Origin of the sequence: Acinetobacter sp. UC24323 (assembly GCF_024151445.1) — a bacterium.
Lineage (GTDB): Bacteria > Pseudomonadota > Gammaproteobacteria > Pseudomonadales > Moraxellaceae > Acinetobacter > Acinetobacter baumannii.
This window is the reverse complement of the sequence record NZ_JAHIBY010000017.1, coordinates 25,906-44,308: the sequence shown is the minus strand read 5'-3', so window position 1 is coordinate 44,308 and position 18,403 is coordinate 25,906. Positions and strand designations below refer to the sequence as shown.

Below are 18,403 nucleotides of genomic sequence, written 5' to 3'. Positions count from 1 at the left end.
TCATTACTCTTTTGAGCAAATTAAAGACCGATGTTTTATGATCAAGCCAAGAAGAGATTGATAGGAGTCTGGTGGAGTGTTGAAACGTATTGCTGTAACAGCGCTTTGTGTCGCAAGTTTGTCAGGTTGCGCAAGTTTTATTTCTGGTGGAACAGGTACAGCTCCAGTTGGAACAGATAGTGGTGTACGTAGCTTAGGCCAAGTATTTATTGATTCTTCAATTAAGCGTACAGCGAATATTAACCTCTATAAGCTTGATCAGCGTTTTAAACAATCTCGTATTAACATCGAAAGCTTCCATAGCACAGTATTGTTAACTGGACAGGTGCCAGACCCATACTTAAAACAGTTGGCAGAAGACAACGTTAAAGCCATGAGTGATGTGAAAGCCGTACATAACTATATTACGGTGGGTAACAAAGTAAGCTATAACACGATCATGCAAGATGCTGGGGTAACCGCAAATACACGTGCTTTATTAATGAAAGCGCCAGTAGTATCGGACAGTAAAGTACTGGTCCATACCGAAGATGGTGTTTTATATGTGATGGGGCGTTTAAACACAGCTGAAATTAATGACTTAAACAATGTGCTTCAAAATGTCGGTAACGTAACTAAGATTGTAACGCTCATTGATAATATTGATTTAGCGCCTGCTCCGGCAGCGAGTACTGCCAGCGCAACAACTACACCAGTAATTAATAACGTTCTTGCTCAACCAACAGTTCAAACTCCTGTTGCAATTGATCCGGATCAAACAGATCCAGCATCTTCTGCACAATAAAATATGAACCTGATTGAACAATTACAAAGCAAAATTGAGCAGGCGAGAACTCTTTATAAAGAGTTCCGTCTGTATGATTTGGGGAGCTTTGCTTTAAACCGTTTTACACCAAAAGATGGTTTTGAGCAGGTTTTAAATGTGCGTTATGGCTTAAAGCCTCGCCATCGTCTAGATATTTATCGTTCTACTAAGCGCTTAGCTCATCGACCACTCATTGTTTTTGTACATGGTGGTGCTTGGCAACATGGTAATAAACGAGACTATTTATTTGTGGGTGAAGCGTTTACGAAAGAAGGTTATGACGTTGCTGTCATTAACTATCAGCTCGCACCGAAGAATATTTTTCCAAGTTATGTAGATGACTTAACGCAAGCGTTAAACTATTTACACCAGAACCAAGAAAAATTGGAAATCTCGACAGAGAATATTGTGCTTATGGGACATTCGGCAGGTGCATTTAATGTGATGTCTGCTGTTTATCATCCAAAGCCAAATACAATTCAATGTTTAGGTAATATTAAAGCAATTTTTGGTTTGGCAGGTCCTTATCATTTTGATTATAAAGGTGATCCGCTTGCCGAAGATGCTTTTGATCAAAGCATTTCTTATAAAGAAGTGATGCCATATTATTTTGTAAATCAAAATCATATTAAGCATTATCTGCTCATGGCTGAAAATGATCAGCTTGTAAAAAAAGAAAATACCTTTGATCTTGATCAGGCACTTAGACAAAGCGGAAATCACAGTCATATCGCTGTGATTCCTAAAACAGGTCATATTACAATTTTGGCGAGTTTATCGAGTTTTGTAAGTCATTACTTCCGAACTAAACGGACCATTTTGCACTTTCTGGATGAAGTATTCTAAAACATCTGTTTGAGAGCGCAGATTACTTCGCTTGAGTAATCTGCGTAATCATTGCGTGTGCAATACTGCCTTTAAATGGAATTTCAGGTAGCTGATCAAATTTAAAGAACTGCGCATCGGCAATTTCATCTTCTTGCAAAGAAATTTCACCTGACTCATATTCAGCTCTAAATGCAATCATGAGATTGCTTGGAAAAGGCCAAGGTTGGCTTGACATATATTGGATATTTTTGAGTTTAAGTCCCACTTCTTCTAAAGCTTCGCGCTGAACAGCTTCTTCAAGCGTTTCCCCAACTTCTACAAATCCTGCGATCAAGCCATACATATTGGTTTTATTGTGAATAGATTTCGCCAATAAAATTTCATCATCGCCCTTAGTAATGATAGTGATAATACATGGGTTTACACGCGGATATTGGTGGTAGCGACAAGAAGGGCACACCATAGCATATTCTGTAGGGTGTACTTCGGTAGCATGCCCACAGTGACTACAAAACTTGTGATTACGTCGCCATTCGAGCAATTGTACAGCACGACTTGCCTGTAAAAATTGTTCTTTTGACCAGTTGGAAATAAGTTGACGAATTGGAACGAGTTGCAGACCTTCCGGAATGGCTTCTTCACTCAACAGGTCACGTGCAATGACCTGTTCATCATGAGTGAAAAGCAGATCACTTGCTAACTTTTCGACTTTAGGTAATTGAAGGTTTTGGTCAACCAATAATTGTTGATGATGAAAAATATAAGCAAGTGATAACTCAGACATTAAGCTGCCTTTTTTTGAAGTTGTTGACTACTTAGCAATGCTACATCAAACATGGATTGTAGAACAGGCTGTTTATTTTTTAAATTGTCAACTAACATATCTAGCCCAGCTAATACATTAAAAATACAGTGAATCTGATCATGATTGAAAGGCTGATTTTGATCGATTTGCTGTTGTACAAACTTGGCAGTTTCAAGTAAAGCATTTTGTTGAACTGTGCTTCCTAAAAATTCAGCCGCGCCAGCCAATTCTTTTAAAGAACCTGCAATTGCTTCAAGATTTTGAGTTTGATCGTTGGCATAGAGAGTCAAACTTTGGCATACAAAATCGGTTAAATTTTTAGTCTCATTCAATAATGTCTGATGTGCTTCATCTAAACGATCTAGAGAGATATTGGTATTGTTCACACGAATTTGTAGACGGTTAGATGAATAATGGCGCACCAAAATACCAATGGCATTCATGGCAGATAAAATGCTTTTCATCAACTGCTGAGCATAGTTTTCATTACTCAAGATATTGATTTGGCTTAAACTGCTGGCTTGTTGAGAAAGCTCTGAAGCAGCTTCATTTAAGTTGAGTAATTTAAAAGTATGAGCAAGCTGCATAAGATTGCTTTGTAGTTGCTGAGCTTTTTCTGGTGACATGTTTTGGTAGTTATATTCAATATCATTACGAACTTTATTCATTTCGCTTAAGATTAATTGACTTACCGTTTGCATGGTATCAAAGTCTGGACCATACAAGTGTTGGCTCAGTGCTTTAAGTTGAGTGTCGGTGAGAAACTCATGACCAATGTTTAACTGACTACGGATTTGCTGCGCAAGTTGGTCTTCTTGTCCAATCACAATACTCAGGATATCTGCTAGAGCAGTTAAGTTTGCTTCAAAGCCTTCAGGTGAAGCTAAAAATAAACTTATGGCATTTTCAAGGTTAATGAACACACGTAGGCGAGCATCATTTAAAACAAGTTCATCAATATGACTAAAGGCAGAGTTCACCAATTGCCAGTATTGCTGGCTTGGTTGACCTTGAGCCATGCTCACTAAATAACTGCCAATCAGTTTAAATGCTTGAAAGTCTCGAGCACTTTCAGTTTTATTTAAAAATTGATGTAGTGATAATTTATAAAGCTGATGGATAAACTGAGTTCTTTCATTAATAAGCACTTCGGGTAACGGTAACTCAAGTGAAACTGTTGAAAGCTTTGACGCAATCTGTTGTCCAGAAGAGGTTAGTGGCTTATTTAAGGCTTTTTCTAAATTATTTAAGGTGTCTAAAAGAAACTGAGGTACTTCGACTTCACGTAAACAGATGAACTCAATATAACGTTTAACCATGGTTGTGCCTTCACTTAAAGCAACAACGTCATCTGTATTGATGCGCTCTGGATTCGCCATAATCTTTTGCATCAACTCGGTTGAATATTGAGTGATTTTTGCCAAATACGGAATATCAATGAGACGTAAGACTTGAGTACATTGTTTAAATTGTTCTAATGCATCATCAATACCAAAAGGGAGAGCCTGTTCTTCAATTAAGGTACTTACAGCGCCTTCCACCAGTTTTATTGAATTATCAATTTCATTTTTAATGATGAGTAACGCTGTTGGATCAAATTGAATCGAATTATGCTCAGACATAAAAATTCCCCTTTGCAAAAAAATCAATTGTTATATTCGTCATGGCTCAATAGTTTGAGCTAAAAATCTATACGACTAATATAACTTAACTTGCAAAAGGGGAAACTAAAAAAACATTAGAGAATCAAAAATTTATTTTGCAAAAAGGCAAGGTTCTCCATGTTTTTTCTCAAATTCTTTGACCCAAGTCTCATGTATGTTTAGCTCTTCATCTGAAGGGTAAATAACAGGTAATTCAATTTGAACTCTAGCTTTGGTCGTTTTTTGCTGGTCACTTTCACTTTGCGATAGGGCATCCATATCAAAGGAAACTTGACCACCTGTCATTGCCAAGTAAACATCAGAAAGAATTTCAGCATCGAGTAATGCGCCGTGGAAAGTACGGTCACGCGCTGGAATTTCATAACGTCTAACTAAGGCATCAAGTGAGTTTTTCTGCCCAGGATGCTTATTTTTCGCTAAAGCTAAAGTATCGGTAACTTCACAAACTTCTGAAAGAGCAGGTAACCCAACACGTTTAAACTCCATATCTAAGAAGTTCATATCGAAGGTTGCGTTATGGGCAATAATTTCTGCGCCTTTTAGGTATTCAAATAAGGTATCTGCAATTTCTGCATATTTTGGTTTGTCGACCAAAAACTCATCAGTAATACCGTGGACTTGAACAGAGTCACCCACTGGTTTTTCAGGATTAATATAAATGTGAATCGAACTGCCCGTAAGCTTACGGTTAATCATTTCGATGGCACCGACTTCAATAATGCGGTCACCATCTTGGAAATAGAAACCAGTTGTTTCCGTATCGAGTATGAGTTGTCTTGGGCCTTGTAATTTAAGCTTGGCTTCAGTCATCACAATTTGTGGATGAATATTGGTATTTTGCTGTTGTTCTTCTTGTTCTACAGCTTCAACTACATTCATTTCTTCATCCACAACAATCATCTCAACTTCTTGTGTCTGCTCTAAAGTGACCGTTTCATCTTCGGTTGTTTCAACCAGATCGAATCCGAAAGGATCGTCTAGTAACCAGTCCTGTTCAGGCTTTTTTATATCTTGCGATACAGTGGCTGACTGTGGTTGCTTAAGTTCTTGAGCAGTTTTGTCTGCACCTAAATTCGCAAGTTGGTCTGCCATTTCATTACCTGCATGTCCTGCATGGCCTTTAATCCAGTTCCATTCAATATTTCTACCCGCACAAACGGCATCGAGTTTTTGCCATAGGTCAGGATTTTTAACATCTTTCCAGTTTTTCTTTTTCCAACCATGAATCCATTCTGTAATACCTTGCTTCACATAATTTGAGTCTGTCCAGACAATTAATTGAGCATCAGGAGGGCAAAAAGAAATTCCTTCAATAGCCGCAGTAAGTTCCATACGGTTATTTGTTGTGTCGGGTTCACCGCCAAATAATTTATGTTCACCCTGTTCGGTAATGACATATGCACCCCAACCGCCTAAACCCGGATTGCCACGACATGCACCATCAACATACAGTGTGATTGTTTGAGACATAAATCGAAACCTAAACTGAAAGAAAAAGAGCTGAATTTGGTGTATTGTATACGCAAAAAGTTCGGTTCCATCGTTACAAAGCAAGCTTTTTTTAATTTCTTGTAACATTTCCATGCAAATGACATTAAATTATTGCCTTGTCTATCTTGCATGCTTTACTACAATGGCATCGAAGACCTAGGGTTTGTGGGCAGACCCCAAGAAATATTACGCGAGTTGTTTGGAAGTTTTTATGTATAAACCAACCACATTTGTGTGGCAGCCATCTGCAGCATCATTATTCAAAATTACAGTCCTTAGCTCTGCTTTAGCTGCGTTGGGTATTACAACAGGCTGTTCTTCGACTCCGCAATCTGCAAAAACCTCGAAAACAAAACAGGTGAGTGGAGCAGGCTATCTTGATGCAAGCAGTCTGGACTCTTTAGAAGACTTACTTTCAGCAACAGATATGCGCGCTGTAGAGGGTGACCGTTTACTTATTTTAAAACACGGTGATGTCTGGAAGCGTATGGCCGTAGGCTTCAAAATGGACCTTAATCATTGGGATCCACGTATTGAAGCACAGCGTAGTTGGTTTATCTCACGTCAGCCCTACCTTGACCGCTTAAGTGCTCGCGCAAGTCGTTATTTATATCATACTGTTAAAGAAGCAGAACGCCGTGGTCTTCCAACCGAACTTGCGTTATTACCAGTGATTGAAAGTTCATATGACCCAGCTGCAACAAGTAGTGCGGCGGCGGCGGGTTTATGGCAATTTATTCCTAGTACTGGTCGTATTTATGGTTTACAACAAACGGGTATGTACGACGGACGCCGTGATGTTGTGGAATCTACTCGTGCTGCCTATGAGTTTTTAGGAAGCTTATATAACCAGTTCGGTTCATGGGAATTAGCTTTGGCTGCTTATAACGCTGGTCCGGGTCGTATTCAACAGGCGATTAACCGAAATCAGGCTGCTGGTTTGCCAACAGACTATTGGTCACTAAAATTACCGCAAGAAACCATGAACTATGTTCCGCGTTTCTTGGCTGTTGCACAAATTATTAAAAACCCACGCGCTTATGGGGTTTCGTTACCTCCGATTGCAAACAGGCCCCATTTCCGTGAAGTTACCTTATCTGCACCATTATCTTTAAATGAAATCGCATCGGTAACGGGCCTTAGCCGTGCTGAGTTATATGCATTAAACCCAGGCTATCGTGGTGAAACAGTAGACCCTGCAAGTCCAATGCGTATTTTGATTCCAGCTGATATAAGTCCTTCAGTGGATAACAAGTTAAAAGGAATGAAAGCAGGTGGAAGTTCAGGCTGGTGGGCAAGTGTTACTTCGCCGTCTAAACCGACCACAACAACTTCAACCTCAGTCACAGTTAGAACTACTCCATCAACTCCAGCTCAGCCAGTAAGACCATCGACGCCTGCTAAAACAAGTAGCAGCTCGGTAACGGTAAAAACTGCAACACCTCGTGGTTCTGATGCGCTAGCTGCTTTTGCAGCGTCAGCTGATGTACCAAGTGCACCACGTATTCCTGTTGCGGTCACTCCGGCTGCAAATATCAAACCTGTGAGAACGGAACCGCCAATTTCAGCAACTGAACGCGAGAAAATTTTAGCGGCAGTGCGTGCTGAAGGGGAAAAGGAAACAGTTGATCAAGCTTTAGAGCCTCAAGCTACTCAAGCTGAAAAAGATCAAGTTGTTGCCGAGTTAAAAGCACTTGCACCTCAGGGTACAGAAATTGTCGATCCGTATGACGGCAAAATTAAGTTAACCGCAATTCAGACCAGCCAATCTGTTGCTGAGCAGCAAGGTAAAGAAGTAAGTAAAGGTTTTGCTTATCCAAAAACTTTAGCTGAAGATGCAACTCTTGCAAACTCTGAAGATGCTCAGCGCAATAAAGATAAGCCTTATATCAAGACTGATACAGATGTTGTGGTTGTACAACCTAAAGGTAAGCGTAGTACTTATACAGTACAACCGGGCGATACTTTAGCAGTTATTGCCATGAAGAATGGTGTGAACTGGCGTGATGTAGCTAAATGGAACCAGATTGATCCTGAAAAGACTTTATTTGTAGGAACCAGTCTATATCTCTATGATGCTAAGCCTCAAGAGGCGGAAACTACGGCAAAATCGGCAACTAAACCTGATGTCTATGTTGTTCAAGCAAATGACAGTTTAACAGGAGTGGCAAATCAATTTAATTTGTCAGTGAAACAGCTAGCTGAATATAACGATTTATCTGTAACAGATGGCTTGTTTGTAGGGCAAAAATTACAGTTAAAAGAGCCTAAAGGTAATCGTGCTGCTAAAGTAGAACCAAAGGCAATTCAAGCAAGTACACGTCGTATTGCAACGAAGAGTTATACGGTTAAACGTGGCGAATATTTGAAATTAATTGCAGACCGTTATGCATTATCTAATCAAGAGTTGGCAGACCTAACACCAGGGTTATCAGCTGGTAGTAGTTTAATTGTAGGCCAAAAAATTAATGTACCTGCAAAAGAAATCACTGTTGATGAAGTTGATGACAGCAAGGCTTCTGGTAAATATGAAAAGCTTGCAGCAGGTCCATCATATAAAACTGAAAGTTATAAAGTGCAGCGTGGTGATACATTATCAAGCATTGCGACTAAGTCTAAAATTAGCCTAGCTGAGCTTGCTGAACTGAACAACTTAAAAGCCAACAGTCATGTCCAACTGGGACAAACTCTAAAAGTTCCGGCTGGTGCATCAGTTCCTGACCAATATGTTGTGCAGTCAGGCGATAGCTTAAATGCAATTGCAGCTAAATATAACTTACAAACCAGTTATTTGGCTGATTTGAATGGTTTGTCACGTACTGCAGGCCTTCGTGCTGGTCAGCGTTTAAAATTAACTGGTGAAGTTGAAACAACTAGCAAAGTTTCGGCTAAAAATACCAAAGAAGAAACACCAGAGACCTACACAGTTAAATCTGGTGATAGCCTAGGAAATATCGCCAACCGCTATCATTTACAGTTAGATTACCTTGCTGCATTGAATGGTTTGTCTCGCAACAGTAATGTTCGTGTTGGTCAACGCTTAAAATTAACAGGTGATTTACCAACAGTAGAAGCAGCTAAAACGGATACGGCAAAATCGTCTCCAAAAGCTGTAGTTGCAGGAAAAAATACTGAAAAGTACACGGTTAAAGCTGGTGAGTCGTTAAATGCTATTGCGAGTCGTGCGGGTATTTCAGTTCGTGAACTTGCTGAAATGAATGCATTAAAAGCAAATGCCAATTTACAGCGTGGACAAAATATTGTGATTCCAAAAACTGTAGTGGAATACAAAGTCAAACGTGGTGATACCTTAATTGGTCTTGCGAGTAAATATGGTTTAGAAACCACTTTATTGGCGGAACTCAACAACCTAACACCGTCGACTCAATTGCGTATTGGCGATATCATTAAAGTGCCTAATTTATAGAATAATTAGTACTTTATGCAAAAGTTATATTCTCAACTGAGCCTGCTAGTCGGGCTCAGTGTTTTTTCGCAAGTTATATTCTCTGCTCAGCAAACCACGCCGTATATCGCAATTCATTCTAAGCCTAAATATCTGGCAATGGCTGCTATGCCTTATGCCAACCCGAATGCACCTAAAGGCGGAGTATTGAGTCAGGCTGCGCAAGGGACATTTGATAACTTAAACAGTATGAACGGTAAGGGAAATGCGACAGAAGGGGTAAATTATCTTTTTGATACTTTAATGACCCAGTCACTTGATGAAGTGGGCGTGTTATATCCACTCTTGGCAGAAAAAGTTTCGTATGATCCTATAAAAACCCAGTCAGTTACTTTTTATTTAAACCCAAAAGCTCGATTTAGTAATGGGCTGCCCGTAACAGCTGAAGATGTGAAATTTAGCTTTGATACCTATCAAACCAAATCTAATTTTGGTCTACAAATGTATCTTGGAGACTTAGCGAAAACAGAAGTGATAAACCCACATCAAGTTAAATTCACTTTTAAGTCCAGCCATAATCCTAAAATGCCATTTGTTGTGGCGAGTTTACCGATTTACTCAAAAGTAGATTGGCAGAAACGCGATTTTACCCGTATTAGCTTGCAACCGATTATAGGCTCAGGGCCTTACGTGGTTGAGAAAATTGATGCAGGTCGAAGTATTAGTTATAAACGTAATCCGAACTATTGGGCAAAAGACTTACCTATTAATAAAGGGCGCTATAACTTCGATCATTTAAAGTATGTTTATTACCGAAATTGGGATATTGCATTCGAAGGTTTTAAATCTGGGCAATATACCTTGCATGAAGAAACTAATCCTAAAAAATGGGTTACTGACTATCATTTTCCGGCTGTAAAAGCAGGCTTGGTAACGCAATATAAATTTAGACATCATAACCCCATTGCAACCGAGAGTTATGTTTTTAACACAAGGCGCAAACCTTTCAATGACATCCGCTTTAGACAAGCTTTAACTTATGCCTATGATTTTGAATGGCAAAATAAAGCTTTGTTTTACGGACAATATCAAAGACTACAAAGTTATTTTGAAAATAGTGATTTGGCAGCGACAAGTCGTCCTTCAAACAATGAAATGGCCATATTAAAGCCTCTTTTGCCAAAGCTTTCTCCAATCATGCAAAAAGCTGTTTTGGCTGATTGGAAATATCCAGCTTCAGATGCCAGTGGTTTTAACCGGCAAAACCTATTATTTGCTAGACAGTTGCTGATTGAGGCGGGTTATAAAATTAAAGAAGGGCAGTTATATACGCCCGAAGGCAAACCTGTACAAATTGAGTTTCTCATTCAGCAAGATGGCAAACAAAGAACACTGATGCCATTTGTAAGAAATTTAAAAAAATTAGGAATTAATATTAATTTAAGGCAGGTTGATGCGCCGCAATATTTAGAGCGTACACGCCGTTATGACTTTGACATGACTACGATGAATTTGCCTCAATCTTTAAACCCGGGCAATGAACAGGCTCAGTTCTGGGGAAGTGCCGCAGCAGTTCAAGATGGCAACTATAACTACGCTGGTATTCGTAATCCGGTAATTGATGAGGTGATTTCAAAACTGGTCACTGCCAAAGACCGTGAACAGCAAATCACTTATACTCATGTTCTTGACCGATTACTTCGTGCAGGATATTACCAGATCCCGACTTATGGAAAAGGGGATTATTGGTATGCGTACTGGAATATGTATCAGCAGCCTAAAGTGAAACCTGTGCTCTCTGCCGGTATAGAGTATTGGTGGAGTAATGCAAACCAAGCTAAGAAAGTTGCTCAATATTTACATCAACAATAAAAGCACGTACCTAAAGGAAATCCTGTTATATGGGTTCATATATTCTAAAGCGACTTCTTTTAATGATTCCAACGTTGTTCATTATTTTATTGATCAACTTTGTGGTCGTGCAAATTGCACCGGGTGGACCAGTTGAACAGGCAATTCATGAAGTAGAAAGTGGTTTAGGAGCAGGGCGTATATTAGGCACTGAAATGTATTATCAAGGTGCTAAAGGATTAAGTCCTGAAATGGTCGAGCAAATTAAAGCCCAATACGGGTTTGATCATTCTCCAGTAGAACGTTTTTTACTGATGTTAAAAGGCTATTTGACTTTAGACTTTGGACAAAGCTTTTTTAAAGATAAATCAGTGGTTGAGCTGCTCTGGGAAAAAATGCCTGTGTCAATTTCACTTGGGCTATGGAGCACTTTGCTGATTTATCTTATTTCAATTCCGCTCGGTATTAAAAAAGCCAAACAACAAGGTACATGGTTTGATCGTTCCACTTCTTTATTGCTAGTGGTGGGTTATGCAGTACCCAGCTTTGTCTTTGGTATACTACTTATTGTCTTTTTTGCTGGCGGTTCATATTTTCAGTGGTTCCCACTACAAAATCTAGTGTCAGATAATTTTTATCAATTGAGTTGGTTCGGAAAAATTACGGACTATTTATGGCACATGACGTTGCCGCTTATTACCATGGTGTTGGGTGGTTTTGCCAGCCTAACTTATCTAACTAAGTATTCATTTTTAGAAGAGCTTAATAAACCTTATGTCTTGGCAGCTTATGCAAAAGGTTTAAATAGCCAGCAAGTCTTATATAAACATGTATTTCGTAATGCCATTTTAGTGGTTCTTGCGGGATTGCCTGAGGCTTTAGCAGGTATTTTCTTTGTGGGAAATCTGTTTATTGAAATTATTTTTCACCTAGATGGTGTGGGGTTGTTGGGCTTTGAAGCAATTGTTCAGCGAGACTATCCGGTTATTTTTGGCGTATTATTTTTCTTCACGCTGTTCAGTCTGCTTTTACGACTTATTTGCGATGTACTGTATCAATGGATTGATCCGCGTATTCACTTTGACGCACAAGGAGGCAAATAATGTCTTTTATTGTGCGATCACGACTGCAAAAGTTTAGGCAACATAAATTAGGGTGGGCAAGCTTTGTTTTGTTTAGCCTCATTTTAGGGATGTCCTTAGCTGCTGAGCTCATTGCTAACGACAAACCATTATTGGTGAAATATGAGGACGCTTATTATTTGCCTGTCTTTAAAACATATCCCGAAACCACTTTTGGTGGCGTGTTTGAAACAGAAGCAGATTATAAAGATCCCGCTGTACAAAAGCTTATCAATCATAAAGGATGGGCTATTTGGCCCCTTATAAGATTTTCTTACCAGACTCCTAATTTAGACTTGGCTGTATCTGTGCCATCGCCACCTTCTAAGCAGAACTGGTTAGGAACAGATGACCAAGGGCGAGACGTACTTGCACGTATTCTCTATGGGCTTAGAGTCTCATTACTTTTCGGCTTGGCTTTAACAGGTTGTGCAGCACTACTTGGCATTTTTGTGGGTGCTATACAAGGCTACTATGGTGGCTGGGTCGATTTGTTAGGGCAACGACTGGTAGAAGTCTGGAATGGTTTACCTATGCTCTTTATGGTCATGATTTTGGTCAGCATGTTTACCCCAAATGTATATTGGCTATTTTTTATTATGCTGTTCTTTAGCTGGACTGTACTTGTGGGAATTGTCCGTGCCGAATTTTTAAAAGCGCGTCAACTTGACTATGTGCGTGCGGCTCAGGCTTTAGGTGTAACTGATAGAGCAATTATCTTTAAGCACATTTTGCCAAATGCCATAAGTTCTAGTCTATCGCAGTTACCTTTTATTTTGACCACTAATATTATTGCTTTAACCGCACTTGATTTCTTGGGCTATGGCTTACCACCAGATGCAGCTTCTTTAGGTGAATTATTGCTACAAGGTAAAAATAACTTGGATGCACCTTGGTTGGCTTTATCAGGATTTTTTAGCCTTGCTTTTGTGTTGTCATTATTAATTTATATTGGGGAGGCTGCACGCGATGTATTTGACCCAAGAAAATAACTTAAGTGAAGATGCTACCTTGCTAAAAATAGAAAACCTTTCAATCTCTACGCAAGATCAGATTTTATTGGAAGGTCTCAATTTACACTTACAAGCTGGTGATACGCTTGCAATTGTAGGTGAAAGTGGTTCAGGTAAAACAATAAGCTGTTTGGCGATGATGGGATTATTACCAGAAAAATTAAAAACATCTGGTCGTATTATTATTGATTCAAAAAATATTTTACAAATAGACGAAAAGACTAGAACTTATTTACGTGGCCATCATATTGCCATGATTTTTCAGGAGCCTTCTACAGCTTTAAACCCATTACATCGGGTTGAAAAAATTGTCGGTGAAAATTTTATTTTACAAGGTAGATCAAAATCGAAAGCTCAGCAGCAGGTAATTCAATTATTAAAAGATGTAGGAATCGCTAATCCAGAGTACATTTTAAAACGTTATCCGCATGAACTTTCAGGTGGTCAAAAACAGCGGGTAATGATTGCAGCTGCGCTAGCTCTTCAACCTAAAATTTTAATTGCAGATGAACCAACTACCGCGCTTGATGTGATTTTACAGACGCAAATTTTAGAATTATTAAAATCTTTGCAAAGCAAATATGGTATGGCACTGATTTTAATTAGCCATGATTTAAATTTGGTACGCCGTTATGCTGATAAGCTGATTGTATTACACAAAGGACAAGTTGTAGAGCAAGGTCAGCTTCAGCAGATCTTTAAAAATCCTGCGTCAATTTATACCCAGCAATTATTAGAACATGACCTTGGTTTCGCTGAGCAACGTTCAACCAGTCATAAAATTTTATCTGTTCAACAACTCAATGTTAAATATCCAATACGACGTGGTTTCTTTAACCGAATTCAGGGTTATACCAATGCGGTTGAAAATGTAAATTTTGAGCTTGCTCAAGGCGAAGCATTAGGCATTGTGGGTGAAAGTGGATCCGGAAAATCTTCATTGGCTTTGGCTCTGGTTCGATTAATTAAAAGTGAGGGACAGATTAACTTTCTAGGGCAAGATATAAACCGCTTAGAACAAAAAGCTTTACGCAAGATCAGGTCAGACTTACAGATTGTTTTCCAAGATCCATTTGGTAGTCTAAACCCACGTATGACGGTAGGGCAGATTATTGCTGAAGGGTTAAAAGTCAAAGCGATAGCTGATAAAGAAATTAAACAGCAAGTTGAATCAGCTTTAATAAAAGTTGAGTTGGCTGAAGGCTTTCAACATCGCTATCCACATGAACTTTCTGGTGGGCAACGACAACGTGTTGCTTTAGCGAGAGCTTTAGTAGTTCGACCTAAACTTTTAATTTTAGATGAACCAACGTCTGCCTTAGACCGAACCACGCAAAAAGCGATGATTCAATTATTACGACGTTTACAACAAACAGAGCACTTGAGCTATATTTTTATTAGTCATGATTTAAATGTGGTCAAAGCACTGTGTCATAAAGTGATGGTATTACGACATGCAAAAGTTATGGAATATCAGCCGACTGAGCAGTTGTTTAATGCCCCAAAAACTGAATATACCAAGCAATTAATTGCAGCAAGTTGTTAAATATATTTAATAAGATTCTGTTTTATAATAATAAATTTTATTTAAATTTTTAATGCAAAAAGTTGCATTTTTTTATATTTTTTAAATTTGACATGTGCTATTGTCAGTTGTCGATTTCCCCTTGACATGACCTATAACTCATCTAAATTAGAGTAATTGCTCTAAAATATTAAAAGAGGTTAACCATGAGCCAGATTGCACAACCAATCACAATTCGAAATACCACATTTAAAAACCGGATTATTAAAGGTGCAATGAGTGAGGCACTTGCAAACTATGAAGGCCAGCCGAATGAATTACATTTAGGTTTGTATAGTGCATGGGCCAAAGGTGGTTTGGGCTGTGCGATTACTGGAAATGTTATGGTCAATGTAGAGGCCAAAAACGAACCTGGGGTAGTGGTGATTGAAACCGAGCGTGACCTAGAGCGTTTAAAAGAATGGGCAGCAGTCGGTAAACAATATGGAATGGTACAGCTTATTCAATTGTCTCACCCTGGTCGTCAGTGTCCAAAGGGCCTAAATAAAGAAACAGTTGCACCTTCGGCAGTTCCTTTTAGCCCAGCTTTAGCGACTATGTTTGGTACTCCACGTGCTCTTACGCATGAAGAAATTTTGGATATTATTAAACGTTTTGCGACTGCTGCTCGTATTTGTGAAAAGGCGGGTTTTGAAGGGGTACAGTTACATGGTGCACATGGCTATTTAATTAGCCAGTTTTTATCACCATTAACCAATAAACGTACAGACCAGTGGGGTGGTTCAATCGAAAACCGTACTCGCTTTTTACTAGAAGTTTATAAAGCAGTACGTGAAGCAACTTCTGATAATTTTATTATTTCAGTTAAGCTCAACTCTGCCGACTTCCAACGCGGCGGTATTAGCGAAGAAGATGTGATTTCGGTATTTAAAGCAGTTGATGAAGCAGGAATCGACTTAATTGAAATCTCAGGTGGAACTTACGAAGCACCTGCAATGGCTGGTGCCAAAGCTGATAAACGTAAGGCAAGTACTATTGCACGTGAAGCGTATTTCTTAGACTTCGCTGAAAAAATCCGTCAGTATGTAAAATGTAAACTTATGGTGACAGGTGGCTTCCGTACAGTAGAAGGCATGAATGCTGCTCTAGCAAGTGGGGCATGCGACTTTATTGGTATTGCTCGTCCACTTGCTGTTGAAACAGATTTAACTGACCGTTTAATCGCAGGCCAAGACGTTCGCTACGCCGTAAAACCAATTAAAACAGGTTTACCTTTTGTCGATAAAATGGCAATTATGGAAATTATTTGGTACGCGGCACAATTTAAAGCCATTGGGCAGGGTAAAAAGCCAAATCCTAAACTGTCACCTTTAATCGTGTTTTTAAATTATGCCAAGGGTAATATTAAGGCTGTTGTTCAAGGACGCGTGAATTCACGTAAGTCAGCGTAAAAATTTCTTAAAGTAAAGGTACTATTTCTAAGGATGAAATAGTACCTTTATGCTCAATTTAGAACGTATAGCTCATACCTAATCGAACGGTACGTGATTCACCCGGATAAGCATATAAATTGAAAGCACTTTCATCATAAACTTTATCAAAAATGTTCTTCACATCTAAGTTAAGACGAAGTTTTGGTGTCGCCTGATAATAAGAAACCAAATCTGTAACTGCATAACCTTTCATGGTATAGGTACTATTAGCTGTCTGACCTGCACGTTTATCAATATATTTTTGATTGATGCCTAGACCTAAGCCTTGTAAAGGGCCATCTTGAAATTCATAGATATTTAAAAGATTAAAACTATTTTTTGGAATATTGGCTAGAGCTGTTCCTTTTTGCAAAGTATTGTCTTTAGTTACTTCCGCATCTGTATAAGCATATCCACCAATAATTTTCCAAGCTGGTGTAATTTGACCAGCAATATTTAACTCAATGCCACGGCTACGAACTTCGCCAGCAGCGACTTTATAAGCTGAATCAACAGGGTCTAATGTTAATACATTTTCTTTATTAGCATAAAAAATAGCGGAATCAATTGATAACATATTATCAAGTGCTTGCCATTTAAAACCTAACTCGTAAGCCGTACCTTCTTCAGGATCAAAACCTTCTCCGTTACGGCTGGCGCCAGTATTGGGTTTAAAAGATTTTGCAGCATTGCCATAGAGTGAAAGGTCATCACTTGCTTTATAAACTAAGCCTAAACGTGGAATAAATGCATCATGACTGGTATTCCAGTTGGTAGTATTTGGTAATAGGTTTTTGTAATCGTGCTCGTAATGTTCAAATCGTAAGCCTAAGAGTGCACTTAAACGCTCATTTAAGTCGATTTGGTCTTGTACAAAAAGGGCCGTTGTTTTTAAGTTTTCACGGTCATGTGTGGTTACACGATTGAGCTCAGGTAAAGGTTGCCCTAAAACTGGATTATAAATATTAATAGGGTAGCTACCGATATCTCCACTTGAGCGAATAATGTATGACTTATAATCATAATTTTCATATTCAAGCCCAGTCACTAAAGTATGGGCTAAACCTAAAAGCTGAAAATTACCTGTGAGATTAATTTGGGCATCGGTATCTTGCCATTTTAATTCGCGATAATTGTAATTTCGCCCTAATGTTTCTCCATCAGCCTGTATGCCATTTGCTTCTACTGCATAGCCATGCAATTTGCCATTTAAATATTGCACGCCAGCATTTAGCTTCCAGTCATTCCCAAGGTCATGTTCAACTCGTAATTGAGTCATATTGTTATCATTGTAGAGTCGATTGTAGTATTTACCCGTTTCCCATAAATAGGTTTCTGGTGAGCTATTAAAAGATTTCTGTGCTGGATAACGTGTATGACCACGGTCGAGTGGATGTTGGTTTCTTAAAATATCGGCTTCAAAAGTAACTTTGGTGGCATCAGTAGCTTGCCATTGAATGACTGGAGCAATGCCATAACGTTTAGATTCGATATGGTCACGGTAACTATCCCCACCTTCTGCAATCACATTTAGACGATAACCAATATTTTCTGCATCGGGTACAGTACCTGTCGTGTCTACGGTAGTGCGGTATAGACCTTCACTGTTGAGCTGTGCCCCTAAAGTGGTTTGTTGCTCAGACTTTGGTGTTTTAGAAATTAAGTTAAACGTACCGCCTGGGTCACCACGTCCATATAAGCTAGAAGAGGGGCCACGTAAAACGTCTACACGTTCAATGGTGTTGCTATCTGGCGCATTTGGATAGCCACGGTTAATTGGAAACCCATTTCGATAAAACTCACCACTGGTAAACCCGCGCACGTTAAAACCAGTTAAACCTTGACCACCAAAGTTATTAGCACGAGTCACGCCACCAGCTAAATCAAGTGCTTCAACTAAGCGAGTTGCACCAATATCTTCAATTACTTTTTGGGTTACTACGCTTACAGATTGCGGGGTATTTTGTAATGCAATTTCACTACGCGTAGCACTACTGGAACTATCCACTTTATAAGTCTGGTCAGATGCCTGTTGGGCTTTAATTTTGATAGTTGCAAGAGTAGTTGAAGAGTTGTTCGTGTCTGCAAAAGCAGCTGGAATACAGCATAGTTGTGCAATACTCAGGGAGAGAAGGCGAAGCTTAAGATCCATTTAAAACCTTTTTGATAATAAATATCAGTATAAAAATAAGAATTATTATATTGTAAATCTATGTAAAGGAAATACTGGATCAGTGATATATTTGCACAAGTGTATTTTATTTAGAAATAAAGAAAAATATAAAAAGAATAAGAAGACAGAACTTAGAGAGAAAAATTTTATATGAAGAGAATATGGCGTCCCTACGGGGATTCGAACCCCGGTTACCGCCGTGAAAGGGCGATGTCCTAGGCCTCTAGACGATAGGGACGTTGAGGATGG

General features: G+C 39.0%; 12 protein-coding genes and 1 tRNA gene. 8 read left to right on the top strand and 5 right to left on the bottom strand.

Features of this window, described 5'->3' with window-relative positions:
• Positions 1 to 76: 76 nt before the first annotated feature.
• Together KNQ97_RS17795 and KNQ97_RS17790 are read left to right on the top strand one after the other, a co-directional pair.
• Positions 77 to 784: a BON domain-containing protein gene (locus KNQ97_RS17795; protein ID WP_000919363.1), complete on the top strand. Its 708-nt coding sequence runs from the start codon at positions 77 to 79 to the stop codon at positions 782 to 784.
• Between the two features lie 3 nt (positions 785 to 787).
• Positions 788 to 1,651: an alpha/beta hydrolase gene (locus KNQ97_RS17790; RefSeq protein WP_001048903.1), complete on the top strand. Its 864-nt coding sequence runs from the start codon at positions 788 to 790 to the stop codon at positions 1,649 to 1,651.
• 22 nt (positions 1,652 to 1,673) lie between these two features.
• On the opposite strand, the gene nudC is transcribed toward KNQ97_RS17790, so the two are convergent.
• The 3 genes from nudC to dnaQ all read right to left on the bottom strand — a co-directional run bounded on the left by nudC (position 1,674) and on the right by dnaQ (position 5,572).
• Positions 1,674 to 2,417 carry an NAD(+) diphosphatase gene (gene nudC, locus KNQ97_RS17785; protein ID WP_001292948.1) on the bottom strand — a complete coding sequence of 248 codons (744 nt, stop codon included), beginning with the start codon at positions 2,415 to 2,417 and terminating at the stop codon, positions 1,674 to 1,676.
• Positions 2,417 to 4,060, bottom strand: coding sequence for a chemotaxis protein (locus KNQ97_RS17780; RefSeq protein ID WP_253612542.1), 1,644 nt, complete (start codon positions 4,058 to 4,060; stop codon positions 2,417 to 2,419). Before KNQ97_RS17780 ends, nudC begins: the two co-directional genes overlap by 1 nt.
• A gap of 132 nt (positions 4,061 to 4,192) precedes the next feature.
• Positions 4,193 to 5,572 carry a DNA polymerase III subunit epsilon gene (gene dnaQ, locus KNQ97_RS17775; protein WP_000084042.1) on the bottom strand — a complete coding sequence of 460 codons (1,380 nt, stop codon included), beginning with the start codon at positions 5,570 to 5,572 and terminating at the stop codon, positions 4,193 to 4,195.
• A gap of 232 nt (positions 5,573 to 5,804) precedes the next feature.
• Here dnaQ and KNQ97_RS17770 point away from each other — a divergent pair, with 232 nt between their 5' ends.
• From KNQ97_RS17770 to KNQ97_RS17745, 6 genes are all read left to right on the top strand, one after another.
• Entirely contained in the window at positions 5,805 to 9,020 is a 3,216-nt protein-coding gene (locus KNQ97_RS17770; protein WP_253612541.1) for a LysM peptidoglycan-binding domain-containing protein, read from the top strand.
• 15 nt (positions 9,021 to 9,035) lie between these two features.
• Positions 9,036 to 10,871: an extracellular solute-binding protein gene (locus tag KNQ97_RS17765; RefSeq protein ID WP_253612540.1), complete on the top strand. Its 1,836-nt coding sequence runs from the start codon at positions 9,036 to 9,038 to the stop codon at positions 10,869 to 10,871.
• 29 nt (positions 10,872 to 10,900) lie between these two features.
• Entirely contained in the window at positions 10,901 to 11,953 is a 1,053-nt protein-coding gene (locus KNQ97_RS17760; RefSeq protein WP_000536102.1) for a microcin C ABC transporter permease YejB, read from the top strand.
• The gene (locus KNQ97_RS17755; protein ID WP_253612539.1) at positions 11,953 to 12,963 is read left to right on the top strand and encodes an ABC transporter permease; all 1,011 of its coding nucleotides are present in this window, start codon (positions 11,953 to 11,955) and stop codon (positions 12,961 to 12,963) included. Before KNQ97_RS17760 ends, KNQ97_RS17755 begins: the two co-directional genes overlap by 1 nt.
• Positions 12,941 to 14,530, top strand: a complete 1,590-nt coding sequence (locus tag KNQ97_RS17750) for an ABC transporter ATP-binding protein (RefSeq protein WP_253612538.1) — start codon at positions 12,941 to 12,943, stop codon at positions 14,528 to 14,530. Before KNQ97_RS17755 ends, KNQ97_RS17750 begins: the two co-directional genes overlap by 23 nt.
• Positions 14,531 to 14,715: 185 nt before the next feature.
• Positions 14,716 to 15,960 (top strand): NADH:flavin oxidoreductase/NADH oxidase family protein, encoded by a 1,245-nt coding sequence (locus KNQ97_RS17745; protein ID WP_253612537.1) that lies wholly within the window; start codon positions 14,716 to 14,718, stop codon positions 15,958 to 15,960.
• Between the two features lie 58 nt (positions 15,961 to 16,018).
• On the opposite strand, the gene KNQ97_RS17740 is transcribed toward KNQ97_RS17745, so the two are convergent.
• Together KNQ97_RS17740 and KNQ97_RS17735 are read right to left on the bottom strand one after the other, a co-directional pair.
• Positions 16,019 to 18,133 carry a TonB-dependent siderophore receptor gene (locus KNQ97_RS17740; protein ID WP_253612536.1) on the bottom strand — a complete coding sequence of 705 codons (2,115 nt, stop codon included), beginning with the start codon at positions 18,131 to 18,133 and terminating at the stop codon, positions 16,019 to 16,021.
• 183 nt (positions 18,134 to 18,316) lie between these two features.
• Positions 18,317 to 18,392: transfer RNA gene (locus KNQ97_RS17735), tRNA-Glu, on the bottom strand.
• Positions 18,393 to 18,403: the final 11 nt, after the last annotated feature.

What these genes read in the sequence shown, in the direction of transcription:
- KNQ97_RS17790 (WP_001048903.1), top strand. Translation starts at nt 788, where the DNA reads ATGAACCTGATTGAACAATTACAAAGCAAAATTGAGCAGGCGAGAACT.
- nudC (WP_001292948.1), bottom strand. Translation starts at nt 2,417, where the DNA reads ATGTCTGAGTTATCACTTGCTTATATTTTTCATCATCAACAATTATTG.
- KNQ97_RS17780 (WP_253612542.1), bottom strand. Translation starts at nt 4,060, where the DNA reads ATGTCTGAGCATAATTCGATTCAATTTGATCCAACAGCGTTACTCATC.
- dnaQ (WP_000084042.1), bottom strand. Translation starts at nt 5,572, where the DNA reads ATGTCTCAAACAATCACACTGTATGTTGATGGTGCATGTCGTGGCAAT.
- KNQ97_RS17770 (WP_253612541.1), top strand. Translation starts at nt 5,805, where the DNA reads ATGTATAAACCAACCACATTTGTGTGGCAGCCATCTGCAGCATCATTA.
- KNQ97_RS17765 (WP_253612540.1), top strand. Translation starts at nt 9,036, where the DNA reads ATGCAAAAGTTATATTCTCAACTGAGCCTGCTAGTCGGGCTCAGTGTT.
- KNQ97_RS17760 (WP_000536102.1), top strand. Translation starts at nt 10,901, where the DNA reads ATGGGTTCATATATTCTAAAGCGACTTCTTTTAATGATTCCAACGTTG.
- KNQ97_RS17755 (WP_253612539.1), top strand. Translation starts at nt 11,953, where the DNA reads ATGTCTTTTATTGTGCGATCACGACTGCAAAAGTTTAGGCAACATAAA.
- KNQ97_RS17750 (WP_253612538.1), top strand. Translation starts at nt 12,941, where the DNA reads ATGTATTTGACCCAAGAAAATAACTTAAGTGAAGATGCTACCTTGCTA.
- KNQ97_RS17745 (WP_253612537.1), top strand. Translation starts at nt 14,716, where the DNA reads ATGAGCCAGATTGCACAACCAATCACAATTCGAAATACCACATTTAAA.
- KNQ97_RS17740 (WP_253612536.1), bottom strand. Translation starts at nt 18,133, where the DNA reads ATGGATCTTAAGCTTCGCCTTCTCTCCCTGAGTATTGCACAACTATGC.